Origin of the sequence: Synechococcus sp. 65AY6A5, from assembly GCF_002760415.1 — a bacterium.
Lineage (GTDB): Bacteria > Cyanobacteriota > Cyanobacteriia > Thermostichales > Thermostichaceae > Thermostichus.
In genome coordinates this window covers 1,833,231-1,852,441 of sequence record NZ_AXUW01000001.1, presented here as the reverse complement: position 1 = coordinate 1,852,441, position 19,211 = coordinate 1,833,231, and the positions used below count along the sequence as shown (strand labels likewise).

Below are 19,211 nucleotides of genomic sequence, written 5' to 3'. Positions count from 1 at the left end.
CATCCATACAGGTTAAAAGTTGAGGCAACCGTTAGAAATTGCTGCAAGACTCCATGGGCCTGCTGACCGGCTAAGCGCCAACAGGCGCGGGAACCTGGATCTCAGTGGTCATTTTTGGGGGATGGGTAAGGGTGTTGTGGATGATGCACGCATCGACTGCCTTTTCCAACCCTTTTTGGTGTTTTTCGTCGAGCGGGATCCCACTTTTCACCCGAATGCAAATGTTGTCTAGGCGGGCAGGGTGCTCGACTTTATCTGCGGTAACAACCACTTCCAGCCCTTTGGGATCCAACTGCCGCGCTTCCAAATACTTGACGGCATAGAACCCCACACAAGCACCCAAAGAGGCCAAAAACCACTCCGGCGGCGTCATTCCCTGATCTTGGCCGTGGTTGTCCAAAGGCTGATCGCTGAGGATGCGATGGCCGCGGCTTTGGGCTTGAAATTGAACGCCATTTTGGTAGGTTACGCGCACTTCCACCGGGGATCCCTCCTCCTTTTTGGAGCTACCAGAGTTGGCAAGCTGCTAGACTATTGGGTTCAACTAAGTTCAACTTAGCATTACCTTGGAGACAGCCTAAGGACTTTAGAGATGACTTTGGGATCAGGCTGGCTCAAGTCAGAATTGGCTCTAGTTTTGTTGCTGTCGCTCCAGCGATAAACTAAACTGCCACCAATCCCCGCTCGCGAAAGATCTGCAAAGCGTGGTTGATCTGTTCCGGGGTGGGCGGCTGAACATCGCTGAGGGTATAGGGCAATCCCAACTGCTGCCATTTGTATTCCCCCATCTTGTGAAAGGGCAAAACTTCCACCCGCTCCACGTTGGAGAGCGTGGCCACAAACTCGGCCAAGCCCTTGATGTTTTCCTCGGGATCTGTTAGCCCGGGAACCAGCACAAAACGAATCCAGGTGGGCTTGTGAATCTGATCCAAATAGCGAGCCAGATCGAGAGTGGGCTGCAGCGAAACGCCGGTAACTTTGCGATAGAGCTCCGGCAGATAGGACTTGATATCCAGTAGCACCAAGTCTGTATGGGCCAACACCGGCTTGGCCACGCCCAAGGGCGCATAGCCGGAAGTATCTAGAGCCGTGTGCAAGTCCAGCTCATGGCAGCGGCGGAAAATCTCCGCCACAAAGTTGGGCTGCATCAACGGTTCCCCCCCGCTGGCCGTGACTCCCCCGCCCTTGAGGTAGTAGTTGCGGCAGCGCTGGATCTCCGCCATGAGGGAATCCACCGTCACCACCTGGCCGGCATTGGGATCCCGACAGTCGGGATTGTGGCAGTACAGACAGCGCAGAGGACAGCCCTGCAGAAAGATAACAAAGCGGATCCCTGGCCCATCTACCGTGCCACAGGTCTCGACCGAGTGAATGCGGCCGGTTATCGGCGTCAAGGGGTTGAGCGGGGTATCCATACTTCTATCCTCAACAGCTTTTGCAAAATATCAATTAATCTTGAGGTTTTCTTCCCAATTGCTGTCTATGCTGCGCACACCATGGTTTTGTCTCTTTTGAGATTTGGGCTTTACCCGAACTGGGTTTTGCTTAACAGTTGACAACCCCTGGAAAGACCCCCCTACTGGGAAACACCTGCCGAGATGTTGTGCAGGCGATGGGCTTTGGGATCAAAGCCCGCCGGGAAATGGGTATAGGCATCGTAATCGGCGTGATCCAGCAAAGCCCCCTCCAAGAGGGCACCGCGGAAATCGCTGCCGAAAAGCAGGCATCCCCGCAGATCCGCTCCCGATAGGTTGGCGCCGGTGAAATCGGCAAAGCTGAGGTCACACCCCCGCAGGTTGGCGCCTGCCAGGTTGGCCCCTCTGAAATCAGCAGAGCGCAGGTCGGCACCGGCTAGGTGGATGCCCCGCAAGTCGGCCTGGGGCAGCTCGATCCCCTGGAAATCGCGCCGTCCCGCCGCGTAGTCTCTCACCAAGTCCAAAACGCTATAGCTCATCGAACCTCCTTGCTTGGGGAGGGGGATCCCTTCCCTCGACCCTGCTACGGGCAGCCTTCCGGGATCCCCCACTCCGCCGTTTTCCGTTAGAAGTGTTGGTGGAAGGTGCGGTTAATCACATCCAGTTGTTGCTCGCGGGTGAGCTTGATGAAGTTCACCGCGTAGCCAGACACTCGGATGGTGAGCTGGGGATAGAGCTCGGGGTGCTCCATGGCGTGCAGCAAGGTCTCGCGGTTGAGAACGTTCACGTTGAGGTGAAAGCCGCCATCCCGCATGTAGCCGTCCAGCAGCCCCACCAGGTTGGCAACCCGCTCCTCGGCGGTGCGACCTAGGGCCGCCGGCACAATCGAGAAGGTGTTGGAGATGCCATCCAGGGCGTCGTCGTAGGGCAGCTTGGCCACAGAAGCCAGCGAGGCCACCGCCCCCTTGGTGTCCCGGCCGTGCATGGGGTTGGCCCCCGGCGCAAAGGGCTCGCCGGCCCGCCGCCCATCGGGGGTGTTGCCGGTTTTTTTGCCGTAGACCACGTTGGAGGTGATGGTGAGGATGGACTGGGTGGGGATGGCGTTGCGGTAGGTCTTGTGCTTGCGCAGCTCCGCCATGAAGGTCTGCACCAATTGCACCGCCATCTGGTCAACCCGGTCGTCGTTGTTGCCGTATTTGGGGAAGTCCCCCTCCACCGCGTAATCCACCACCAGGCCGCGCTCGTCCCGGATAGCCCGCACCCGCGCGTACTTGATGGCCGAGAGGGAATCCGCCACCACCGACAGGCCGGCCAGGCCAAAGGCCATGGTGCGCAGCACGTCCCGGTCGTGCAGGGCCATCTCCAGGCGCTCGTAGCAGTACTTGTCGTGCATGTAGTGGATGATGTTCATGGTGTTGACGTAGGTCTTGGCCAGCCAGGCCATCATCTGCACCAGGCGCGGCCACACCTCGTCATACTCCAGCACCTCAGAAGTAATGGGGGCATAGGCCGGGGCCACCTGCTCGCCGGAGATCTCGTCCCGGCCGCCATTGATGGCATAGAGTAGGCACTTGGCCAGGTTGACCCGCGCCCCAAAAAACTGCATCTGCTTGCCGATGCGCATGGCCGACACACAGCAGGCGATGCCGTAGTCATCCCCCCAGTAGGGGCGCATCAAGTCGTCGTTTTCGTACTGGATGGAGCTGGTTTCGATGGAGACCTTGGCGCAGTAGCGCTTGAAGGCTTCCGGCAGCCGCTCCGACCAGAGCACCGTCAGGTTGGGCTCCGGTGCCGGCCCCAGGTTGTAGAGGGTATGCAGCATGCGGAAGCTGGTCTTGGTAACCAGAGGCCGCCCATCCAGCCCCATGCCGCCGATGCACTCGGTTACCCAGGTGGGATCCCCGCTAAAGAGCTCGTTGTACTCCGGCGTGCGCAAAAACCTGACCATGCGCAGCTTCATGACAAAGTGGTCGATGAGCTCTTGGGCCTCTTCCTCGGTGAGGATCCCGGCCTGCAGATCCCGCTCGATGTAGATGTCTAGGAACGTGGAGACCCGCCCCAGGGACATGGCAGCGCCATTTTGCTCTTTGACGGCTGCCAGGTAGGCCAGGTACAGCCACTGGATGGCCTCGCGGGCGTTGCTGGCCGGACGGCCCAGGTCAAAGCCGTAGCTGGCCCCCATTTCCTTGAGCTCGTGTAGGGCTTTGATCTGCTCCGAGAGCTCCTCCCGCAGGCGGATGGTTTCTTCATCCATCGTGTCCAGGTCGAGGCTGGCTTTTTGCGCCTCCTTGTCCTCAATCAGCCGATCCACCCCATAGAGGGCCACCCGCCGGTAGTCGCCGATGATGCGGCCCCGCCCATAGGCGTCCGGCAAGCCCGTGATGATGCCAGAGCGGCGGCAGCGGCGCATCTCCTCCGTGTAGGCGTCGAAAACCCCGTCGTTGTGGGTCTTGCGGTACTTGGTAAAGATTTCCTTAACCTTTGGATCCAGCTCGTAGCCGTAGGCCTTGAGGGCCGTCTCCACCATGCGGATGCCGCCGAACGGCATAATGGCCCGCTTCAGGGGCTTGTCGGTCTGTAGGCCTACAATTTGCTCCAGCTCCCGGTCGATATAGCCCGGCGGGTGGCTGGTGATGCTGGAAGGAAGGTCCGTGTCGGCATCCAAAACCCCCCGCTCCCGCTCCAGCGCCATCAAATCCTTAACCTTGGCCCACAGCCGCTGCGTGCGTTCGCTGGCCGGCGCCAAGAAGCTTTCGTCGCCGGTGTAGGGAGTGTAATTGCGCTGAATAAAATCTCGGACATCAATGCAGCGTTGCCACCGTCCCGGCAGAAAATCTCTCCCAATCGTTTGATCGGATACTTTGCGTTCTGTGGTTTTTTGGGCCTTCGATTCTGTAGATAAAGCTACAGAACGCTGCGCGCTTGCTATCATAACAATCCTCCCGGCTATTACGCCTAACAACTCCGCCAATAGGCTGGCGACAGGGCGAGGCGACGCCTCAGCAGCTGCCAAAAGCTACAACAATCTTTGCAAAAGGGAAGGTCTAGCCACTCACTTGAGGGACAGCTTTTAGCAACTCTGCTGTTTCTTTTTTTAGATGTTGGCCCTACACCTCGCCCACTTCAATTTTAGTCTCTTGCCCTGGGAAGATGTTTTTGTGGGCGCATTTTTAACCGTGTTTTTTAATGTTGTCTTAAGAGTTTGCTGGAAAGAGTTTTGACCTTTTCCCTCGCCGAAGGGCCGACCTATGCTGAGGTAGGGCAGCCCCGGTTGCCCCACCAGAAGACCTGGTGTTCGCGTTAGCAGTGCGTTTTCTATGAAGTTTTCTATGAACCCGTCCATTCGAATTGTCCAAGGGATCCACCACCTGCACTTCTACCTTTGGGATCTGCCCCGTTGGCGGGAACACTTTTGTCGGGTTTGGGGCTTCCGGGTGGCAAGCGACGCCGGCAACACCCTGGAGCTGGAGCAGGGATCCCTGCGCTTGCGCCTGTCTCAGCCGGCACGGGCGGGGGACGAGGTGGACCGCCATTTGCAGCGGCATGGGCCGGGGGTGGTGGATGTGGCCTTGGCGGTGGGAGAGCAGGAGCTACCGGCCTTGGCGGAGCTGTTGCGGGGCCGAGGCGCCCAACTGGCGTGGATCCCGGCAGCAGCGGCGCTCTGCCTCCACACCCCCTACGGGATCCGGCATTCTCTGATCCCTGGCCCCTTGGATGCCGCCCCTGCCGAAGCGGGCCTGTTTTCCCACTGGGATCACGTGGTGTTGAACGTGGAGCAGGGATCCCTGCAGGCGGCAGCCGACTGGTATGGGCGGGTGCTGGGCTGGCGGCGGCTGTACCGCTACAGCATCGGCACCGCCACCTCCGGCCTGGAAAGCGTGGTGGTGGGGGATCCGGAAGCGGGGATCCAATGGGCCATCAACGAGCCCACCTGTGCCGCTTCCCAGATTCAGGAGTTTTTGCATGCCCATGGCGGCCCGGGCATTCAGCACGCGGCGCTGCACAGCTCAGACATTGTTGCCAGCCTGCGCCGGTTGCGGCAGGGGGGAGTGGACTTTTTGCAAGTGGCGCCGCAGTACTACACCAGCCTGGAAAGGGAGCTGGGGTTGGCGCTCCGTTCTGCCCTTGGGCAGGCCATCTCCTGGCAAGACCTGGTGGAGCAGCAGATCCTTCTGGATGCTACCCTGCCCGCTTCTGATGGCCAGGATCGCCCCCTTCTGCTGCAGACCTTTACCCAGCCCCTCTTTGGTCGGCCCACCTTTTTCTTTGAAGTCATTCAACGGCTAGGCGGGGCCACGGGCTTTGGCGAGGCCAATTTTCAGGCTTTGTTCGAGGCCCTGGAACGGCAACAGCGACAGCGACACCAGGCGCTGACCCCTTAGCTACAGCCGGCAGGGATCCGGAAAACTTTTCTCGGTTCCCTGGAAGTTTTATCCCAATAGTAAATGGCTATAGCTAAGAGTTCAGAGCAGTTGGGCGGCGATTGCTCTCAACAGGTGATTTTGGTCGATGGGCTTGGTTAAGTAGGCATTAGAGCCAAGCCGCAGCCCTTCTTCCATGTCTTCTCGGCTGGTTTTCGAGGAGAGAAAGACAAAGGGGATGTGGGCAGTGGACCGATCCCATCTCACGGCATCTAACACTCCATAGCCGTTCAGCTTGGGCATGACCACATCGCACAACACCAAATCCGGCAGGAGAGCGTGCACCATCTGTAATCCTTCCTCCCCATCGCTGGCCGCGACAGTGTCGTACCCAGCTCGTTGCAACACTTTCTGCAAATAGGTGCGGATGGCGGGTTCGTCTTCAATCACCAAGATGCGTTTGGACATGTGGCTTCGTAAAAAAGCAAACAAGAAACCCCCAATCCCTTGGGCTGGCCGTCGGCTTCCTGGAACAACCGAGAGCCGAGTTGATGCGGGAACGAACAGGGAAGCTACAGAGACAGCATAGAAAAACTCTGGGGAAAAAAGCTCCGCCAAATGGCTCATTCTGGTACCCTAACCCTCTGCAAAAATCCTGATACGGTGCAGAACCCCTTTCCTCATCCGCGGATTTGCGGCTATGGTCATTTCAAATAGCAATGCAACGTTTATCCCTAACTCCCCTCTCCCAGAGGGAGAGGGGCAGGGGGGTGAGGGTCTTATTCCGAGGTGAGTTGTCGCTCCATCAGCCTGGCCAGGGCAGCAGTGGGGGTGGTCTGTCCTTGCAACAACCGATGCACCTCCTGGGTGATAGGCACCCGGATGTTGTGTTGGGCGGCGATCTTGACCACGACAGGAGCGGTGTAAACTCCTTCGGCAGTGCCCTCGATTTCAGCCAGAACCTGGGACAAAGGCCTACCTTGGCCCAACCCGTAGCCCACCTGGTAGTTGCGGCTCAGAGGACTGTGACAGGTGGCCAGCAGATCCCCCAGGCCTGAGAGGCCGTTGAAGGTCTCAGGCCGCGCCCCTAAGCGGGATCCCACCCGGATCATCTCTGCCAAGCCGCGGGTAACCAGGGCAGCCCGAGCATTGGTGCCCAGGTGCAGCGCATCACACACCCCCACGGCGATGGCGATAACATTTTTCAGGATGCCTCCCAGCTCCACCCCCAGCGGATCGCTGCTGGTGTAGAGGCGAAAGCGCTCTGAAGCCAGGGCATGCTGCACCTGCACGGCTGCCCAGAGATCCCGGCTGGCTACCACTGCTGCTGCCGGCAAACCCTGGCGGATCTCGGCGGAAAGGTTAGGCCCGGAGAGCACCACCAACGGCTGGTTGGGGAAGGCAGCCCCCCAGATTTGGGCAGGAGTCAAAAGTTGGAGCGGATCCAGTCCCTTAGTGGCTGAGACCAAAATAACCTGCGGTGGGATCCCCACCTGGCGCACAACCTCGGCCACGGGGCGCACCCCTGCCATCGAGACTGCCGAGATGAGGATTTGGGATCCCTGGAGCACCTCTTTGAGATCCAGATCTTTGCGCCGGTCCCAAACCTGCACTCGGTGCCCCTGGGCCTGGGCCAGCAGAGCCAGCGTACTTCCCCAGGCTCCCGCCCCTAGAATGGCGATCTTCTGGGGGGATGTTGTGTTAGTTTTCATCTGACCTTTGCAGCCGCAGCTTCTCTCCCAGGATGCCTTAAACTCCCCGTTAGCAAGAGAGCGACAAAGGTTAGTATGGTTGGATACCAAATCATGGGTTCGGCCAAAGAGCAGACGAGATGACAGAAGCAGGGATCCGACGCCTTCCTGCTGAGGTAGCCGCCAAGATGGGGAGCTGGCGGCACGGCTATGCCCTCACCAATGGTATTCAACTGCACTACGTCACCCAGGGGGAAGGGGAGCTGGCCATCTTGCTGCATGGTTTCCCGGAGTTTTGGTACTCCTGGCGGCACCAGATCCCGGTGTTGGCGCAGCGGTTTTGCGTGGTGGCCCCCGATCTACGCGGCTACAACGATTCCGACAAGCCGGATCACGGCTACGACCTAGATACCCTCACGGCGGATGTCCGCGGCCTCCTGGATCACTTTGGGGCCAAGAGGGCGGTAGTGGTGGCCCACGACTGGGGAGGAGCCATTGCCTGGCACTGGGCGCAATTTTTCCCCGACGAGATCCGCAAGCTGGCCGTGCTCAACTCTCCTCACCCAGCTTGCTTTCGCCGGGAGTTCCTGACCAATTTGGACCAGATGCGCCGCAGTTGGTACTTGTTTTTCTTCCAGTTGCCCTGGCTGCCGGAGTGGGTGCTCCAGTGGAACTTGGGCGATTGGGTGCAGCGCATCTTCCGAGAGACCTCGGTGCGCAAAAGCGCCTTCACCCGACACGACCTGAAGATCTACCAAGAGGCTCTCGCCAAACCCAAGGTGCTCACCTCTGCCCTTAACTACTACCGCCACCTGTTTAGCCTGCCCACTCTGCAGAACCTGTTTTTACAGCCCCTGCGGCAGATCCTCGCCCCCACCCTGCTCATTTGGGGAGAGGAAGACTTTGCCCTCAGCCGCGAGCTGACCGAGGGAATGGATCCCTTTTTCCCCAACGGCATTCGCAAAGAATACATCCCCGAGTGCGGCCACTGGGCGCAGCAGGAGGCGCCGCAAACCGTGAATCGGCTGCTGATGGAGTTCCTCTAGGTGTCAAGTTGGGAGAGCTTTACCAGCCCCAGGGGTTCACCCTAGAATAATCCACTGAATTCTAGCAGGGGAAACGGCATGGCCCTGGAGTATCCGCCCCATCTGCGCTATGTGGACACCCACGAGTACATCCGCGTTGAGGATGACATTGCGGTGATTGGGATCACGGCTTATGCCGTCGATCAGCTCGGGGATATTGTCTTTGTCGGCCTGCCCGAGGAAGGAACAGAGATTGAAAAGGGCGAAAGCTTTGGCTCGGTGGAGTCCGTCAAGGCCGTAGAGGATCTGTATGCCCCTGTTTCGGGGGAAGTGGTGGCAGTGAACAAAGCAGTGGTGGACAGCCCAGAGAGCATTGCCGACGATCCCTATGGCGATGGCTGGCTGATCAAGGTGCGCATGACCAACCCGGAAGATCTCGACGACACGATGAGCGCCGAGGCCTACGCCAGCTTGGTAGAAGGATCCTAAGACCTACAGCAACACTTCCCGGCTGCCCCCCTGCCTTTTGGCCTGGTAGAGGGCTTGGTCGGCTGCCTCTAGAAAGCTTTGGACGGAAGTCTCTGCTGGAAGCCGGAGCAAAGAGGCGACACCGATGCTACAGGTGAGGGGAATTCCCCCCTGTAGGGGAAGGGATTGGACGGCCTGCTGCAGGCGCCCGGCCAACTGCAGGATCTGAGAGTCTGGGATCCCGCGCACCAGGAGAGCAAATTCGTCGCCCCCCATGCGGGCCAGCAGATCCTCTTGGCGAACCTGGTCCTGCAGTTGGCGGGCCACCTGGATCAGGGCTTGATCCCCGGCCAAATGCCCCCAGCGATCGTTGATGAGCTTGAAGTTGTCCAAGTCCAGGTAAAGCAAGTGGAGGGGAAAGCTATGGCGGCGGGCAAAGGCCATCTCCCTCTGCAGGTGCTCTAGGAAAAACCGACGGTTGTGCAGCCCCGTGAGCGGGTCGTAGAGAGCGGCGGCAGCGACCTGGAAAAAGAAAGCCTCCTCCAGCCGGTCATAATAGGCAAACTGCAGGAGGCTATTCCCCAGCTGGATGCGATCCCTATCGGCCAAGGGAAGGCGAGTTACCCTCTGCCAGTTGACATAGGTACCGTTGAGGCTGCCTAGGTCGGTGAGGATGTAGGTTCCCCCTTCTCTCTCCAGCCGACAGTGCTGCCGAGAAACGGCGTGATCCCAGAGCTGAATGTCAGCCTGGGAGCTGCGCCCCACTACCGCTGTTTCCCCCAAGGGAAAGGTCATGCCCATATTGGCCCCCCAGAGCACGGTCAAAAAGGCGCCCACAGGCTCTCTCTCCACTCCCAGCCCATAGCACTCCAGGGAGATGCAGGTGGTCGGCTCTTCGAGAGACAAAGGGTAAGTATCCAAAGTTACAGGGATCCCACCTAGGCAGAGGTTATGGAAGGCTTAAGACGGCCTCTCTCCGTATTATGACGGTTTTGTCGAGCTCTGCCCACCCTCCTGCCTGCCCCGCCAGGACAAGAGGGATCCTCTACTCCAGGCCCAGCCGGCGGCGAAAGTAGGGGATAGTCAGCTCCAGGCCAAGCTGCAGAGGAATCTGGGGATCCCAGCCCAGCAGGGCGCGGGCCTTGCCGATATCGGGCCGGCGCTGCTTGGGATCATCTGTGGGCAGAGGCCGGTGGACGATGGGAGAAGAGCTGCCGGTGAGGGCCAAAATCTGCCGAGCCAACTCTAGAATGGTGACCTCCTGCGGGTTGCCCAGGTTAAAGGGGCCGGGATAAGGGCTGTTCATCAGGCGCACCAGGCCCTCGATGAGGTCGGAGATGTAGCAGAAGCTACGGGTCTGGGAGCCATCTCCATAGACGGTGAGGGGATTCCCGCGCAGCGCCTGGACGATGAAGTTGCTGACCACACGGCCATCGTCTTCCCGCATGGCCGGGCCATAGGTGTTGAAGATGCGGGCCACGCGGATCTCGGTTTGGTGTTGCCGCTGCCAGTCAAAGGTCAGGGTTTCGGCCAGGCGCTTGGACTCGTCGTAGCAGGCCCGCGGGCCGATGGGGTTGACATGGCCCCAGTAGTCCTCCGGCTGGGGATGCACCTGGGGATCCCCGTACACTTCCGAAGTGGAGGCTAGGAGGAAGCGGGCCCCCGTCTTTTGGGCCAGCTCCAGCAGGTGGTAGGTGCCCCAGACGCCGGTGCGGATGGTGCGGATGGGATCCGCCTGGTAGTGGGGCGGCGAGGCGGGACAGGCCAGGTGGTAGATTTGCTCAATGCCAGCTTTTTCCAGCTCCGGCGGCAGCGGCTCGGCCACGTCGTGCCACAGCAAGGTCAAGGCAGGGTTGTTGCAGTGGGCCTGCAGGTTCTCCTCCCGCCCCGTGTAGCCGTTGTCGAGGCAGATCACCGTGTGGCCCTCCTGCAGCAGACGGCTGACCAGATGGGAGCCGATAAACCCCAAACCACCCGTAACCAGGATCTTCACCAGCCCACTCCAATCAGGGTAATGCCCGCCTGCTGAACGGCCTGCCGGTCAAGGCAGTTGCGGCCGTCGAGGATGAGGGGCCGCCGCATCAGCTCGGCAAGGCGCCGGTAATCCAGCGACAAAAACTCCGGCCACTCGGTCACCAGCACCAGGGCGTCGCAATCCTGGGCCAGGCGGAACACGTCCGTTTCCACCACCACGTGGGCCAGGCCCTCCCGCATCCCCGAAGCCGACACAATGGGATCATAGGCTTTTACCTTGGCCCCCAGGCGGTGGAGCTGCTCAATTAAGGTTAGAGACGGCGCATCCCGCAGGTCGTCGGTGTGGGGCTTGAAGGTGAGGCCCAGAAGGCCGATGGTCTTGCCCTTGAGCACCTTGAGGGCCTGCTGCAGCTTTTCCAGCAGGCGCTGCCGCTGCTCGCGGTTGACCTCGACAGTAGCCCGCAACAGCTTGGCCTCATAGCCGTAGTCAGCCGCCGTCTGGATCAAAGCGGCCAAATCCTTGGGGAAGCAGCTCCCCCCCCAGCCTATGCCGGCGTTGAGGAAGGCGCGGCCAATGCGCTTATCGAGGCCAATCCCTTCGGCCACCTGGAGGATGTCGGCGCCGGTGCGCTCGCAGATATTGGCAATCTCGTTGATGAAGCTGATCTTAGTGGCTAGGAAGGCGTTGGCGGCATATTTGATCATCTCGGCGGAGGCCAGGTCGGTGACCAGCAAGGGCACGGGATCCCCGCCCAAGCCCTGCTGGCGGCTGAGGATGGGCTCGTAAAGCTGCCGCAGGATCTCGATGGCCCGGGGGCTGTTGGAGCCAATCACGATGCGGTCGGGGTAAAAGGTATCGTGGATGGCGCTGCCCTCCCGCAGAAACTCGGGGTTGCTCACCACGTCGAAGGGCGGCACCCAGGAAGACCTGTCCAAGGTAGCCAGGGAGGAGGGGGTGGGATCCCCCCCAGCCAGGGCCATCTGTTGGCTGCTTAGGCGCTGCTGGACAGCCTCGGCGGCGCCGTCGAGGATGAGCATGCGCACCCAGTCGCCGGAGCCGATGGGCACGGTGGACTTGTTGACGATGACGCGGTAGCGGTTGTCCAGGTGCTGGCCGATCCCTCGCGCCACGGCCTCTACGTAGCGCAGGTCTGGCTCGCCGCTGGGCAAAGCCGGGGTGCCCACGGCAATGAAGATCACTTCGCTGGCCTTCACCCCCAGGCCCAGGTCGGTGGTAAAGTGCAGCCGGCCAGCCTCGGCGCCTTCCCGCACCAGCTCTTCCAGGCCGGGCTCGTAGATGGGCAGACGACCTCGCTGCAGGTTTTCGATTTTGACAGGGTTGTTGTCTATACAAATAACGCTGTGGCCCAGGTGGGCCAGACAGGCGCCGGTTACCAACCCCACATAGCCAGCTCCCACGACCGCCATGTCCATGGCCGCCTCCCCCTCGCGTCGGTGCTTGGTTCTAAAATACCCCGCCGGCCCGCATTCCCTATCCCCTCGAAGAAGGTCGGCCCCTAGGGGGAGTCGGTGGCAAAATAAAGCTGAACCGGCTTGGTCTGAGGCTCCCCAGCGGTGAGCTTCCCCGATTCTGCTGCCATAGCCAGCCGCCGTCAGCGCCAGGTGCAGAGGGTGCTCTATGTCACCCTGGGGCTCAATCTTTTGGTGTTTTCGGTCAAGTTGATCCTGGGATTGGCGACGGGATCCCTCAGCTTGGTGGCCGATGCCCTGCACAGTGTTACCGACAGCGCCAGCAACATTCTTGCCCTGCTGGCAGCCCGCTTTTCCTCGCCAGAGCCGGACGAAGACCATCCCTATGGCCGCAGCAAGTTTGAGGCCATTGGAGCGCTGGGGATCGCCGCCTTTTTGGGAGTGGCCAGCTTCGAGATCCTCAGCGCAGCGGTGGGGCGGTTTTTTGCACCCCAGCCGCCGCAGCTCCGGATCGAGGGGTTGACCTTGACGCTGATGCTGGGCGTGCTGGGGATCAACCTCTTCGTGGCCGTCTATGAACGTTTCTGGGGCAGGGCGCTGGCCAGCTCGCTGCTCTTGGCCGATGCCCGCCATACCCTCAGCGATGTCTGGGTAACCCTGACGGTATTGCTGGGTCTGGCCGGGATCCACTTCTGGGGGATCCCTTGGCTGGACCAGGTGCTGGCGGTGCCGGTGGGGCTGCTGGTGTTCTGGAGCGGCTGGGAAGTGCTGCGGGAAAACGTTCCCTTCTTAACCGACCGGGTGGCTATCCCCCCCAAAACCTTGCGGGAGCTGGTTCTCAGCCTGCCCGGGATCCTCGACTGCCACGACATCACCTCCCGCGGCATCCCGGGGCAGATGATCTTTATCGAAATGCACATGGTGGTGGAGCCGCTGGATGTGGAGTCGGCCCATCGCCTTACCGAAGCGGTGGAGCAACTGCTGCAGCAGCGCTACGGGCCGGTGCGGGTCACCATCCACCTGGAGCCCTACTCCCACATCGAGGGATCCCGTTCCTAGCCACAATGGGCCTTGCATTCCTTGCTCTGCGTGGGTTTAATGGGGGTAGATTTCCCCCTTCGGGGGGGTTCCTAGAAAGTGGAAAGAAAGTGGAAAGAAAGTGGAAAGCCCGTCCTCATAGCCAAAAGCTCGGTAGTAGCGGGGAAACTCTGCCAATGCCTCGGGCTGGGGCACGTCGTGGTTGCCGGGCACCACAAAAGCCGGAAAAGGTAAACGGGCCAGCCGCTCTGCCAACCAAGCGTGGTTTTCTGGCTCCCCGTGCTGGGTCAGATCCCTCGGCAGCAGCAAAAAATCCAAGAGCAACTGCATCCGGTGTTGCAAAACCTGCTCCAGAGCCGGGATGCTTAGCTTCACCAAATGAAACCGGTTGAGATGATCCCAAAGGACAGATCCGGCGCAAGGCCCGATTGCCCCTGGGGGGATTCCGGTCTTTTGGCAGAGGATCTCCGGGATAACCTCGGCAAGGCCACCTTACAGGTGACGGCTGGGGAGGCCGACGGGGAGCAAATCGAGCTGAAAAAGCCCAATCTCTAACTCTGATTACCAACTTCGGCCGCGAGCCGGAGCAGCCTCAGCAGCCGAAGCCCACCCTGCCTGGGATTAGGGCCGGCTCTAACAGCAAGGGCTAGAAAGTGCCTCGGGATCTCGATCCACCACGTCGGGATCCTGTTGTGCTGAGCCGGCAGAGGGAAGGGAACCCGAGGTTTTACCGGAGTGAAGTGGGCTACCTCGCCTCTAAAGCTGTGTTAAGATTTTGCGTAACTTCAAGAGAGCTGGCGCCTTTCAGATCCGGTAGGGGATTTCGTCAGCGGTGCGTAGCACTATGGGCAAGGTTTTGGTTTTAAATGCCTCCTACGAGCCGCTCAACATCACCAGTTGGCGCAGAGCTGTTGTCCTTTTGCTCAAGGGCAAGGCCGAGCAAATCGAGCACAATGGCAAAGTAGTCTACGGCAACATCCCTCTGCCCACCGTCATCCGCCTGCGCCACTACGTTCACGTTCCCCACAAGGAGATCCCCCTGACGCGGCGCAATGTCCTCTACCGCGATGGGCACCGCTGCCAGTACTGCGGCTGTTACGGCGAAGACCTAACCCTGGATCACGTGATCCCGCGCTCCCGCGGCGGTGAAGATACCTGGGAGAATGTAGTCAGCGCCTGTGTGCGCTGCAACGTGAAAAAAGGGAATCGCACCCCTTGGGAGGCCGGCATGCCCTTGCTCCGCCAGCCCCGCCGCCCCCACAGCACCCTTTACTTTGAAATCTCCAAAGCCGTCGGCAGCGGATCCCATCGGGAATGGCTGAAGTACGCCATCGGCCTGGAAGGGGATCCGCCGCCGGAGCTGGCAGTCAAGCCCGCCTAGCTCCCAAGGCTAAGGATGCAGGTCTGAGACCGGCGCTGCTTTGGAAAGGGGAGGAGAGGTGGTGGCCGGGATCCCCAGCTCGATCCAGCGATGGATCAGGGCGTTGACCTCTTCGGGGCGCTCATCGTGAGGGCAGTGGCCGGCCTCCAGGAAGTATTCCACCGCCTGAGGGTAGTGAGCCCGGTAGAGCTTAGAGCGCTCGCGGACCCGCATCCAGGGATCCCGTTCGCCCCAAATCAACAACAGGGGGCGCACCAAGCTGCGCAGCAGCTCGTCCACATAGCGCCCCTTCTGCCCGCCCCGCATCAGGGCCACGAACACATCGGCAGCCCCCGGATCCCGCGTGGGGCGATGAATGTCTTCCACCAGTTGATCCGTCACTGCCGCCGGGTCGTAATAGACCTGCTTCAGCTTGGAGCGAATCACCCGCGGCTGCCGCAAATACTGAAACAATAGGTAAGACACCAGGCGCTGGCGCAGGCCCCAGCCTACCAGGCCACCCAGCCATTGCCGCCAGCCAGATGGGGATCCCTTAACCGTGGAAAAGCCGCCTGCCCCGTTAAGCAGCACCACCCCCCGCACCCACTCCGGCCACTCTGCCGCCAGGCTGAGCACCACATAGCCGCCCAGGGAGTTGCCAATGGCCACCACAGGCCGCCGGATCACCTGTTGACAGAAATCCCGCAGTTGATCCCGCCAGATCTCGGCGCGATAGTCCCAGTTGGGCTTGGCCGAACGGCCAAAGCCGAGCAAATCGATGGCATAGACCTGGTAGTGTTGAGCCAATTCGGGAATGTTTTTACGCCAGTGGTCGGTGGAAGCCCCAAAGCCGTGCACCAAAAGCAAAGGCTGCCCCTGCTCGCCCTGTTTGACGTAATGGACGGATTGCCCCCGCCAAATCCAGCGTGCCGAGATAGGAGTGGCCGATGCCGATGTTGAAGCCATAGAGGTCGCTTGTAAGCTTTTGTTATTTAAGTATTCTAGATTCTTTTAGATTCTGCTCGGCCGACTCTGGAGCTGTAGGCGAGCAGCGTATCCTAAACACGGATTGGACTCGCAGCATGATCGCGTTTTTGAGCGGCCACCTCGTCGCCATCGAATGGGGAGAGCGCAGTAGCCTCACCGTTGAGGTGCAGGGGATCGGCTATCGGGTCAAGGCCCCGGCGCGTTTTCTCAAGCAACTGCCCCCCATCGGAGAGCCCGTGCGGGTGTTTACCCACTTGGTGGTGCGAGAGACCGAGCTGGTGTTGTACGGGTTTGGCTCGCCAGCCGAGCGCGATGTGTTTGTGGAGCTCATCAAAGTTTCGGGGGTGGGGCCGGCTTTGGGCTTGGCTCTGCTGAATACCTTCGGCCTGCCGGAGCTGGTTCAGGCAGTGGTGACCGAAAACGTGCGCCTACTTTCCCTCACGCCAGGGGTAGGGCACAAAACGGCCCAACGGCTAGCCTTGGAGCTGAAAACCAAGCTGGCCCACTGGCGACAAGGCCTGGAGAACGCCGATCGCCCCCTGGCCGGCGGGCCGCCTCCGGCCATCCGGGAAGAGGTGGAAATGGCCTTGCTGGCCCTCGGCTACAGCCTCCAAGAAATTCAAGCGGCCCTGCAAGCTTTGCCCTCCCAACCCCGCCCAACGGAAGAGTGGCTGCGGGATGCCATCACCTACCTCAGCCGGCAGCCATGAGCCCTCCGGATCCCCAGCAGCGCCGCATTGGCATTCTGGGCGGCACCTTCAACCCCGTCCACCACGGCCATCTGATCATGGCGGAGCAGGCCCTCTGGCAGTTCAACCTGGATCAGGTGCTGTGGATGCCGGCAGGGGATCCTCCCCACAAGCCCTTGGCCGCCGGCGCCAGCAAAGCCGATCGCCTGGCCATGGTGAAGCTGGCCATTGCCGACCACGAGCGCTTTGCCTGCTCCGACCTGGAGATCCGCCGTCCCGGCCCCTCCTACACCATCGAGACGCTGCGCAGCCTGATGCAAGAGCAGCCGGATACCCAGTGGTATTGGATTATCGGCGTGGATGCCCTGCGGGATCTGCCCCAGTGGTACCAGGCGGAAGAATTGGCCCGCCTCTGCCATTGGATTGTTGCCCCCCGTATCGATGCCGGCGACGCCGCCCAAGTGCTGCGGTCGGTGGCCGCAAAGCTGCCCATCCGGGCAGCAATCCTGGACGCCCCCACCCTAACGCTCTCTTCCACCTACCTGCGCCAGCAAATCCAAAAGGGGGGATCCATCCGCTACCTGGTGCCCCCTGCTGTGGAGCACTACATTCGCCAACACCGGCTCTACCTCAACCCTTGAAGAAAAAAAGAGGAGGGATCCCTCCTCTCCGATAAACCCGTTCACTAGAGCAACAGCCCGCCCAACTTTTTCCCAGCCAGGAGGGGCTGAAGAGAGGCTGTTTCGCTGAAAGTAGGAAGGCTTGTCTCAAATGAAAATTGCAACCCAACCTGCCGATGGCTTAGTAAGCCAAGCCCATGCTGCGGGTGGTTTCGGGGCCAAGGTAGACGCGGATGCTCAAGAAGTCCGTGGGGCAGGCAGTCTCACAGCGTTTGCAGCCAACACAGTCTTCGGTGCGGGGGGCTGCGGCAATCATGCCGGCCTTGTTGTTCCCCTTCCAGGGCACCATTTCCAACACATCAGTAGGGCAGGCCCGCACACACTGAGTACAGCCGATGCAGGTGTCGTAGATCTTGACCGTGTGAGCCATTAGCGTTCTCCAGTCGAGCTGTTTGAAAGATTAAAAAAAGGTTTACCGAAGGGCGTGGCAGCAACACCACTGCACGGGTGGCTTCAGTGTACTGTAGTCCTGCCAAACCACCCCGATCTGCGATCCAAATGTTCAAACAAATTTACATCCCCAGGGATCCCTTGCCGCGCCGACGGGAAGGTCGCCCTCGCGGTTGGGCTAGGATTGCCTGAGGAAGGACAGGGCAAGGATCCTACGAATGGGACGCTCGCTGCGGAATTGGAGAAGGCAAACTCGAAGCCAAATGCACCGCCTGGGGCCCGTTTTGGCCGGCATTCTCCAGGAAATCTATGCGGAGAACATACCTCGCCTGCGCCGCTGGGATCGGCAGCTCACCGACTGGGTGTACAGGCGTGGCTGGAGGGTGGATCCTTCCTTGCCCAAGGTGGCCATCTACGTGTTGGGCGCAGTGGTGATCCTGGCGATTCCAATTCTCACCTTGGCAGTTTTAGTGGCTCTCGCGGCCTTTCTTGCCATCCAAATAGCCCAAAAGTGGCCCCAGGAAGCCCGCCGTTATCTTCCCAGCGCCGACGAGGAAGACGACTCCGATCCCCGCCAAGGGGACTGGGACTATTGACAGGCTAGCCGTCCCTGCCCTAAAGCGGGGCATCGCCCTCGGGCGGACGGGGCGAGTCTTTTTGGCTGCTAAGGCGCTGCTTCATCCGTCTGACCAGCTTTTGCTGGGAGTGGCTTTCCAGCCTGTTGAGGCCGAGGGCGCCGGCCAGGATCCCTAACTGTAAGGCCAAGCTGGGCAGGGTGGTCTCCAGATCCCGCCCTGCCAAGGCTCGAAAGAAAAATACAAATGCCCCGATGGTGGCCGAAAAACCCACCGCCAGGTAGACAAAGCGCCGCAGACTGCGGTAGGGGGCGGCCAGTTCCGTGAGCAGCCTCACCCGATCTGCCGCTGGATCCCGACCTGGGGGCAGGGGCGAGCCAGGTTTTGGGGAAGGTTTGGGCTCCGATGTTGCCACGGCTACACCTCCTCGGGCAATAGTAGGGGATCCCGGCCAGAAATCGCCGCCAAGCTTTCCTCGGCAGCCCGACAGGCAGCCAGAATATCTTGCTCTTCCCCGCCCAAGTAGACGCGGCCAAAGCTGCCAAAGGGCATCACTTCGAGGATGTTGATGCGGGCCGATTTTTCTGCCTCGTTGGCGGCCAGGGGGGCATAGCCTGCCGGCTGCACCTCCAGGATGTAGAGGGTTTGGCCGGCTAGGAGCATCTGGCCGCGGCGGAAACGGTTGATCAACTGGGTTTGGTGGGGATCGATGTTGCGAATGATCTGGCTGGAGATGATGCGCGGCCTGAGGCGCTCCTTTTCGCTCACCCCCAAAGCCGCCAGGATGGCCCGACCGGCAGTGCGGGTATCCCCCTGGTTGCTGGAGTGTACCTCCAAAAGGCCGTAGAGGCGCTCCACCACCTGCAGCCCCGGCCTTACCGAGGTGGCTTTGAGGGCGATGTCCATAACGCGGTTGATCTCGATGCCGGGGGAAATCTCGACCCAGAGGGAAGTATCCCCTGGCAGAGGCAAAAAGCCCTGGGCCACCGTGCCCAGATAAGCAGCGTACTGGGGCTGGAGCCGATCCAAAAACACGTAACTGCGCAGGTCAATCCCCAAAGGAGTTCTCCCCCCTGTCTGTTGGGCTGGGTTGGACGTCGGACGACGGGGCCGGCATTCCTCCCTTT

The 19,211-nt window shown here is 60.5% G+C and carries 22 protein-coding genes; 8 read left to right on the top strand and 14 right to left on the bottom strand.

Annotated elements, in window-relative coordinates; genetic code table 11:
* Positions 1-70: 70 nt before the first annotated feature.
* From SYN65AY6A5_RS08860 to pflB, 4 genes are all read right to left on the bottom strand, one after another.
* Positions 71-481 carry an OsmC family protein gene (locus SYN65AY6A5_RS08860; RefSeq protein WP_011429381.1) on the bottom strand — a complete coding sequence of 137 codons (411 nt, stop codon included), beginning with the start codon at positions 479-481 and terminating at the stop codon, positions 71-73.
* Between the two features lie 181 nt (positions 482-662).
* Positions 663-1,415, bottom strand: a complete 753-nt coding sequence (gene pflA, locus SYN65AY6A5_RS08855; RefSeq protein WP_011429382.1) for a pyruvate formate-lyase-activating protein — start codon at positions 1,413-1,415, stop codon at positions 663-665.
* A gap of 161 nt (positions 1,416-1,576) precedes the next feature.
* Positions 1,577-1,954 (bottom strand): pentapeptide repeat-containing protein, encoded by a 378-nt coding sequence (locus SYN65AY6A5_RS08850; protein WP_099812460.1) that lies wholly within the window; start codon positions 1,952-1,954, stop codon positions 1,577-1,579.
* 86 nt (positions 1,955-2,040) lie between these two features.
* Positions 2,041-4,347: a formate C-acetyltransferase gene (gene pflB / locus SYN65AY6A5_RS08845; protein ID WP_206336814.1), complete on the bottom strand. Its 2,307-nt coding sequence runs from the start codon at positions 4,345-4,347 to the stop codon at positions 2,041-2,043.
* Positions 4,348-4,744: 397 nt separating this feature from the next.
* Between pflB and SYN65AY6A5_RS08840 the strand changes: the two genes are divergently transcribed.
* Complete coding sequence (locus SYN65AY6A5_RS08840; RefSeq protein ID WP_011429385.1) at positions 4,745-5,797, top strand: VOC family protein; 1,053 nt, start codon at positions 4,745-4,747, stop codon at positions 5,795-5,797.
* An 81-nt stretch (positions 5,798-5,878) separates the two neighbouring features.
* Here SYN65AY6A5_RS08840 and SYN65AY6A5_RS08835 read toward each other — a convergent pair whose 3' ends face one another.
* A complete protein-coding gene (locus tag SYN65AY6A5_RS08835) occupies positions 5,879-6,244 on the bottom strand; it encodes a response regulator (protein WP_099812459.1) in 366 nt (121 codons plus the stop codon).
* Between the two features lie 311 nt (positions 6,245-6,555).
* Positions 6,556-7,488 carry an NAD(P)H-dependent glycerol-3-phosphate dehydrogenase gene (locus SYN65AY6A5_RS08830; protein WP_011429387.1) on the bottom strand — a complete coding sequence of 311 codons (933 nt, stop codon included), beginning with the start codon at positions 7,486-7,488 and terminating at the stop codon, positions 6,556-6,558.
* A 119-nt stretch (positions 7,489-7,607) separates the two neighbouring features.
* Between SYN65AY6A5_RS08830 and SYN65AY6A5_RS08825 the strand changes: the two genes are divergently transcribed.
* Together SYN65AY6A5_RS08825 and gcvH are read left to right on the top strand one after the other, a co-directional pair.
* Positions 7,608-8,513, top strand: a complete 906-nt coding sequence (locus SYN65AY6A5_RS08825) for an alpha/beta hydrolase (protein WP_099812457.1) — start codon at positions 7,608-7,610, stop codon at positions 8,511-8,513.
* A 78-nt stretch (positions 8,514-8,591) separates the two neighbouring features.
* The gene (gene gcvH, locus SYN65AY6A5_RS08820) at positions 8,592-8,981 is read left to right on the top strand and encodes a glycine cleavage system protein GcvH (protein ID WP_099812456.1); all 390 of its coding nucleotides are present in this window, start codon (positions 8,592-8,594) and stop codon (positions 8,979-8,981) included.
* A 3-nt stretch (positions 8,982-8,984) separates the two neighbouring features.
* Here gcvH and SYN65AY6A5_RS08815 read toward each other — a convergent pair whose 3' ends face one another.
* The 3 genes from SYN65AY6A5_RS08815 to SYN65AY6A5_RS08805 all read right to left on the bottom strand — a co-directional run bounded on the left by SYN65AY6A5_RS08815 (position 8,985) and on the right by SYN65AY6A5_RS08805 (position 12,368).
* Positions 8,985-9,866, bottom strand: a complete 882-nt coding sequence (locus tag SYN65AY6A5_RS08815; protein ID WP_240531020.1) for a GGDEF domain-containing protein — start codon at positions 9,864-9,866, stop codon at positions 8,985-8,987.
* Positions 9,867-10,005: 139 nt separating this feature from the next.
* Positions 10,006-10,953, bottom strand: coding sequence for a UDP-glucuronic acid decarboxylase family protein (locus SYN65AY6A5_RS08810; RefSeq protein ID WP_099812455.1), 948 nt, complete (start codon positions 10,951-10,953; stop codon positions 10,006-10,008).
* A complete protein-coding gene (locus tag SYN65AY6A5_RS08805; protein WP_099884255.1) occupies positions 10,950-12,368 on the bottom strand; it encodes a UDP-glucose/GDP-mannose dehydrogenase family protein in 1,419 nt (472 codons plus the stop codon). Before SYN65AY6A5_RS08805 ends, SYN65AY6A5_RS08810 begins: the two co-directional genes overlap by 4 nt.
* A gap of 141 nt (positions 12,369-12,509) precedes the next feature.
* Between SYN65AY6A5_RS08805 and SYN65AY6A5_RS08800 the strand changes: the two genes are divergently transcribed.
* Complete coding sequence (locus SYN65AY6A5_RS08800; protein ID WP_011429393.1) at positions 12,510-13,424, top strand: cation diffusion facilitator family transporter; 915 nt, start codon at positions 12,510-12,512, stop codon at positions 13,422-13,424.
* A gap of 36 nt (positions 13,425-13,460) precedes the next feature.
* On the opposite strand, the gene SYN65AY6A5_RS08795 is transcribed toward SYN65AY6A5_RS08800, so the two are convergent.
* Entirely contained in the window at positions 13,461-13,778 is a 318-nt protein-coding gene (locus SYN65AY6A5_RS08795) for a metallophosphoesterase (RefSeq protein ID WP_240527739.1), read from the bottom strand.
* A gap of 469 nt (positions 13,779-14,247) precedes the next feature.
* On the opposite strand from SYN65AY6A5_RS08795, the gene SYN65AY6A5_RS08790 reads away from it, so the two are divergent.
* Positions 14,248-14,784, top strand: a complete 537-nt coding sequence (locus SYN65AY6A5_RS08790) for an HNH endonuclease (protein ID WP_099812453.1) — start codon at positions 14,248-14,250, stop codon at positions 14,782-14,784.
* A 9-nt stretch (positions 14,785-14,793) separates the two neighbouring features.
* Here SYN65AY6A5_RS08790 and SYN65AY6A5_RS08785 read toward each other — a convergent pair whose 3' ends face one another.
* Complete coding sequence (locus tag SYN65AY6A5_RS08785; protein ID WP_011429396.1) at positions 14,794-15,729, bottom strand: alpha/beta fold hydrolase; 936 nt, start codon at positions 15,727-15,729, stop codon at positions 14,794-14,796.
* Between the two features lie 116 nt (positions 15,730-15,845).
* Between SYN65AY6A5_RS08785 and ruvA the strand changes: the two genes are divergently transcribed.
* Together ruvA and nadD are read left to right on the top strand one after the other, a co-directional pair.
* Positions 15,846-16,460 carry a Holliday junction branch migration protein RuvA gene (gene ruvA, locus SYN65AY6A5_RS08780; protein ID WP_011429397.1) on the top strand — a complete coding sequence of 205 codons (615 nt, stop codon included), beginning with the start codon at positions 15,846-15,848 and terminating at the stop codon, positions 16,458-16,460.
* Complete coding sequence (gene nadD, locus SYN65AY6A5_RS08775; protein WP_099812452.1) at positions 16,457-17,080, top strand: nicotinate-nucleotide adenylyltransferase; 624 nt, start codon at positions 16,457-16,459, stop codon at positions 17,078-17,080. The genes ruvA and nadD overlap by 4 nt, the downstream gene beginning before the upstream one ends.
* A 160-nt stretch (positions 17,081-17,240) precedes the next feature.
* On the opposite strand, the gene psaC is transcribed toward nadD, so the two are convergent.
* Positions 17,241-17,489 (bottom strand): photosystem I iron-sulfur center protein PsaC, encoded by a 249-nt coding sequence (psaC, locus tag SYN65AY6A5_RS08770; protein WP_011429399.1) that lies wholly within the window; start codon positions 17,487-17,489, stop codon positions 17,241-17,243.
* A gap of 238 nt (positions 17,490-17,727) precedes the next feature.
* On the opposite strand from psaC, the gene SYN65AY6A5_RS08765 reads away from it, so the two are divergent.
* Positions 17,728-18,105, top strand: a complete 378-nt coding sequence (locus SYN65AY6A5_RS08765) for a hypothetical protein (protein ID WP_011429400.1) — start codon at positions 17,728-17,730, stop codon at positions 18,103-18,105.
* Between the two features lie 19 nt (positions 18,106-18,124).
* Here SYN65AY6A5_RS08765 and SYN65AY6A5_RS08760 read toward each other — a convergent pair whose 3' ends face one another.
* On the bottom strand, positions 18,125-18,499 hold the full coding sequence (locus SYN65AY6A5_RS08760; RefSeq protein WP_011429401.1) for a DUF3493 domain-containing protein: 375 nt from the start codon (positions 18,497-18,499) through the stop codon (positions 18,125-18,127).
* A 2-nt stretch (positions 18,500-18,501) separates the two neighbouring features.
* Positions 18,502-19,143, bottom strand: coding sequence for a hypothetical protein (locus tag SYN65AY6A5_RS08755; protein ID WP_011429402.1), 642 nt, complete (start codon positions 19,141-19,143; stop codon positions 18,502-18,504).
* Between the last annotated feature and the right edge of the window lie 68 nt (positions 19,144-19,211).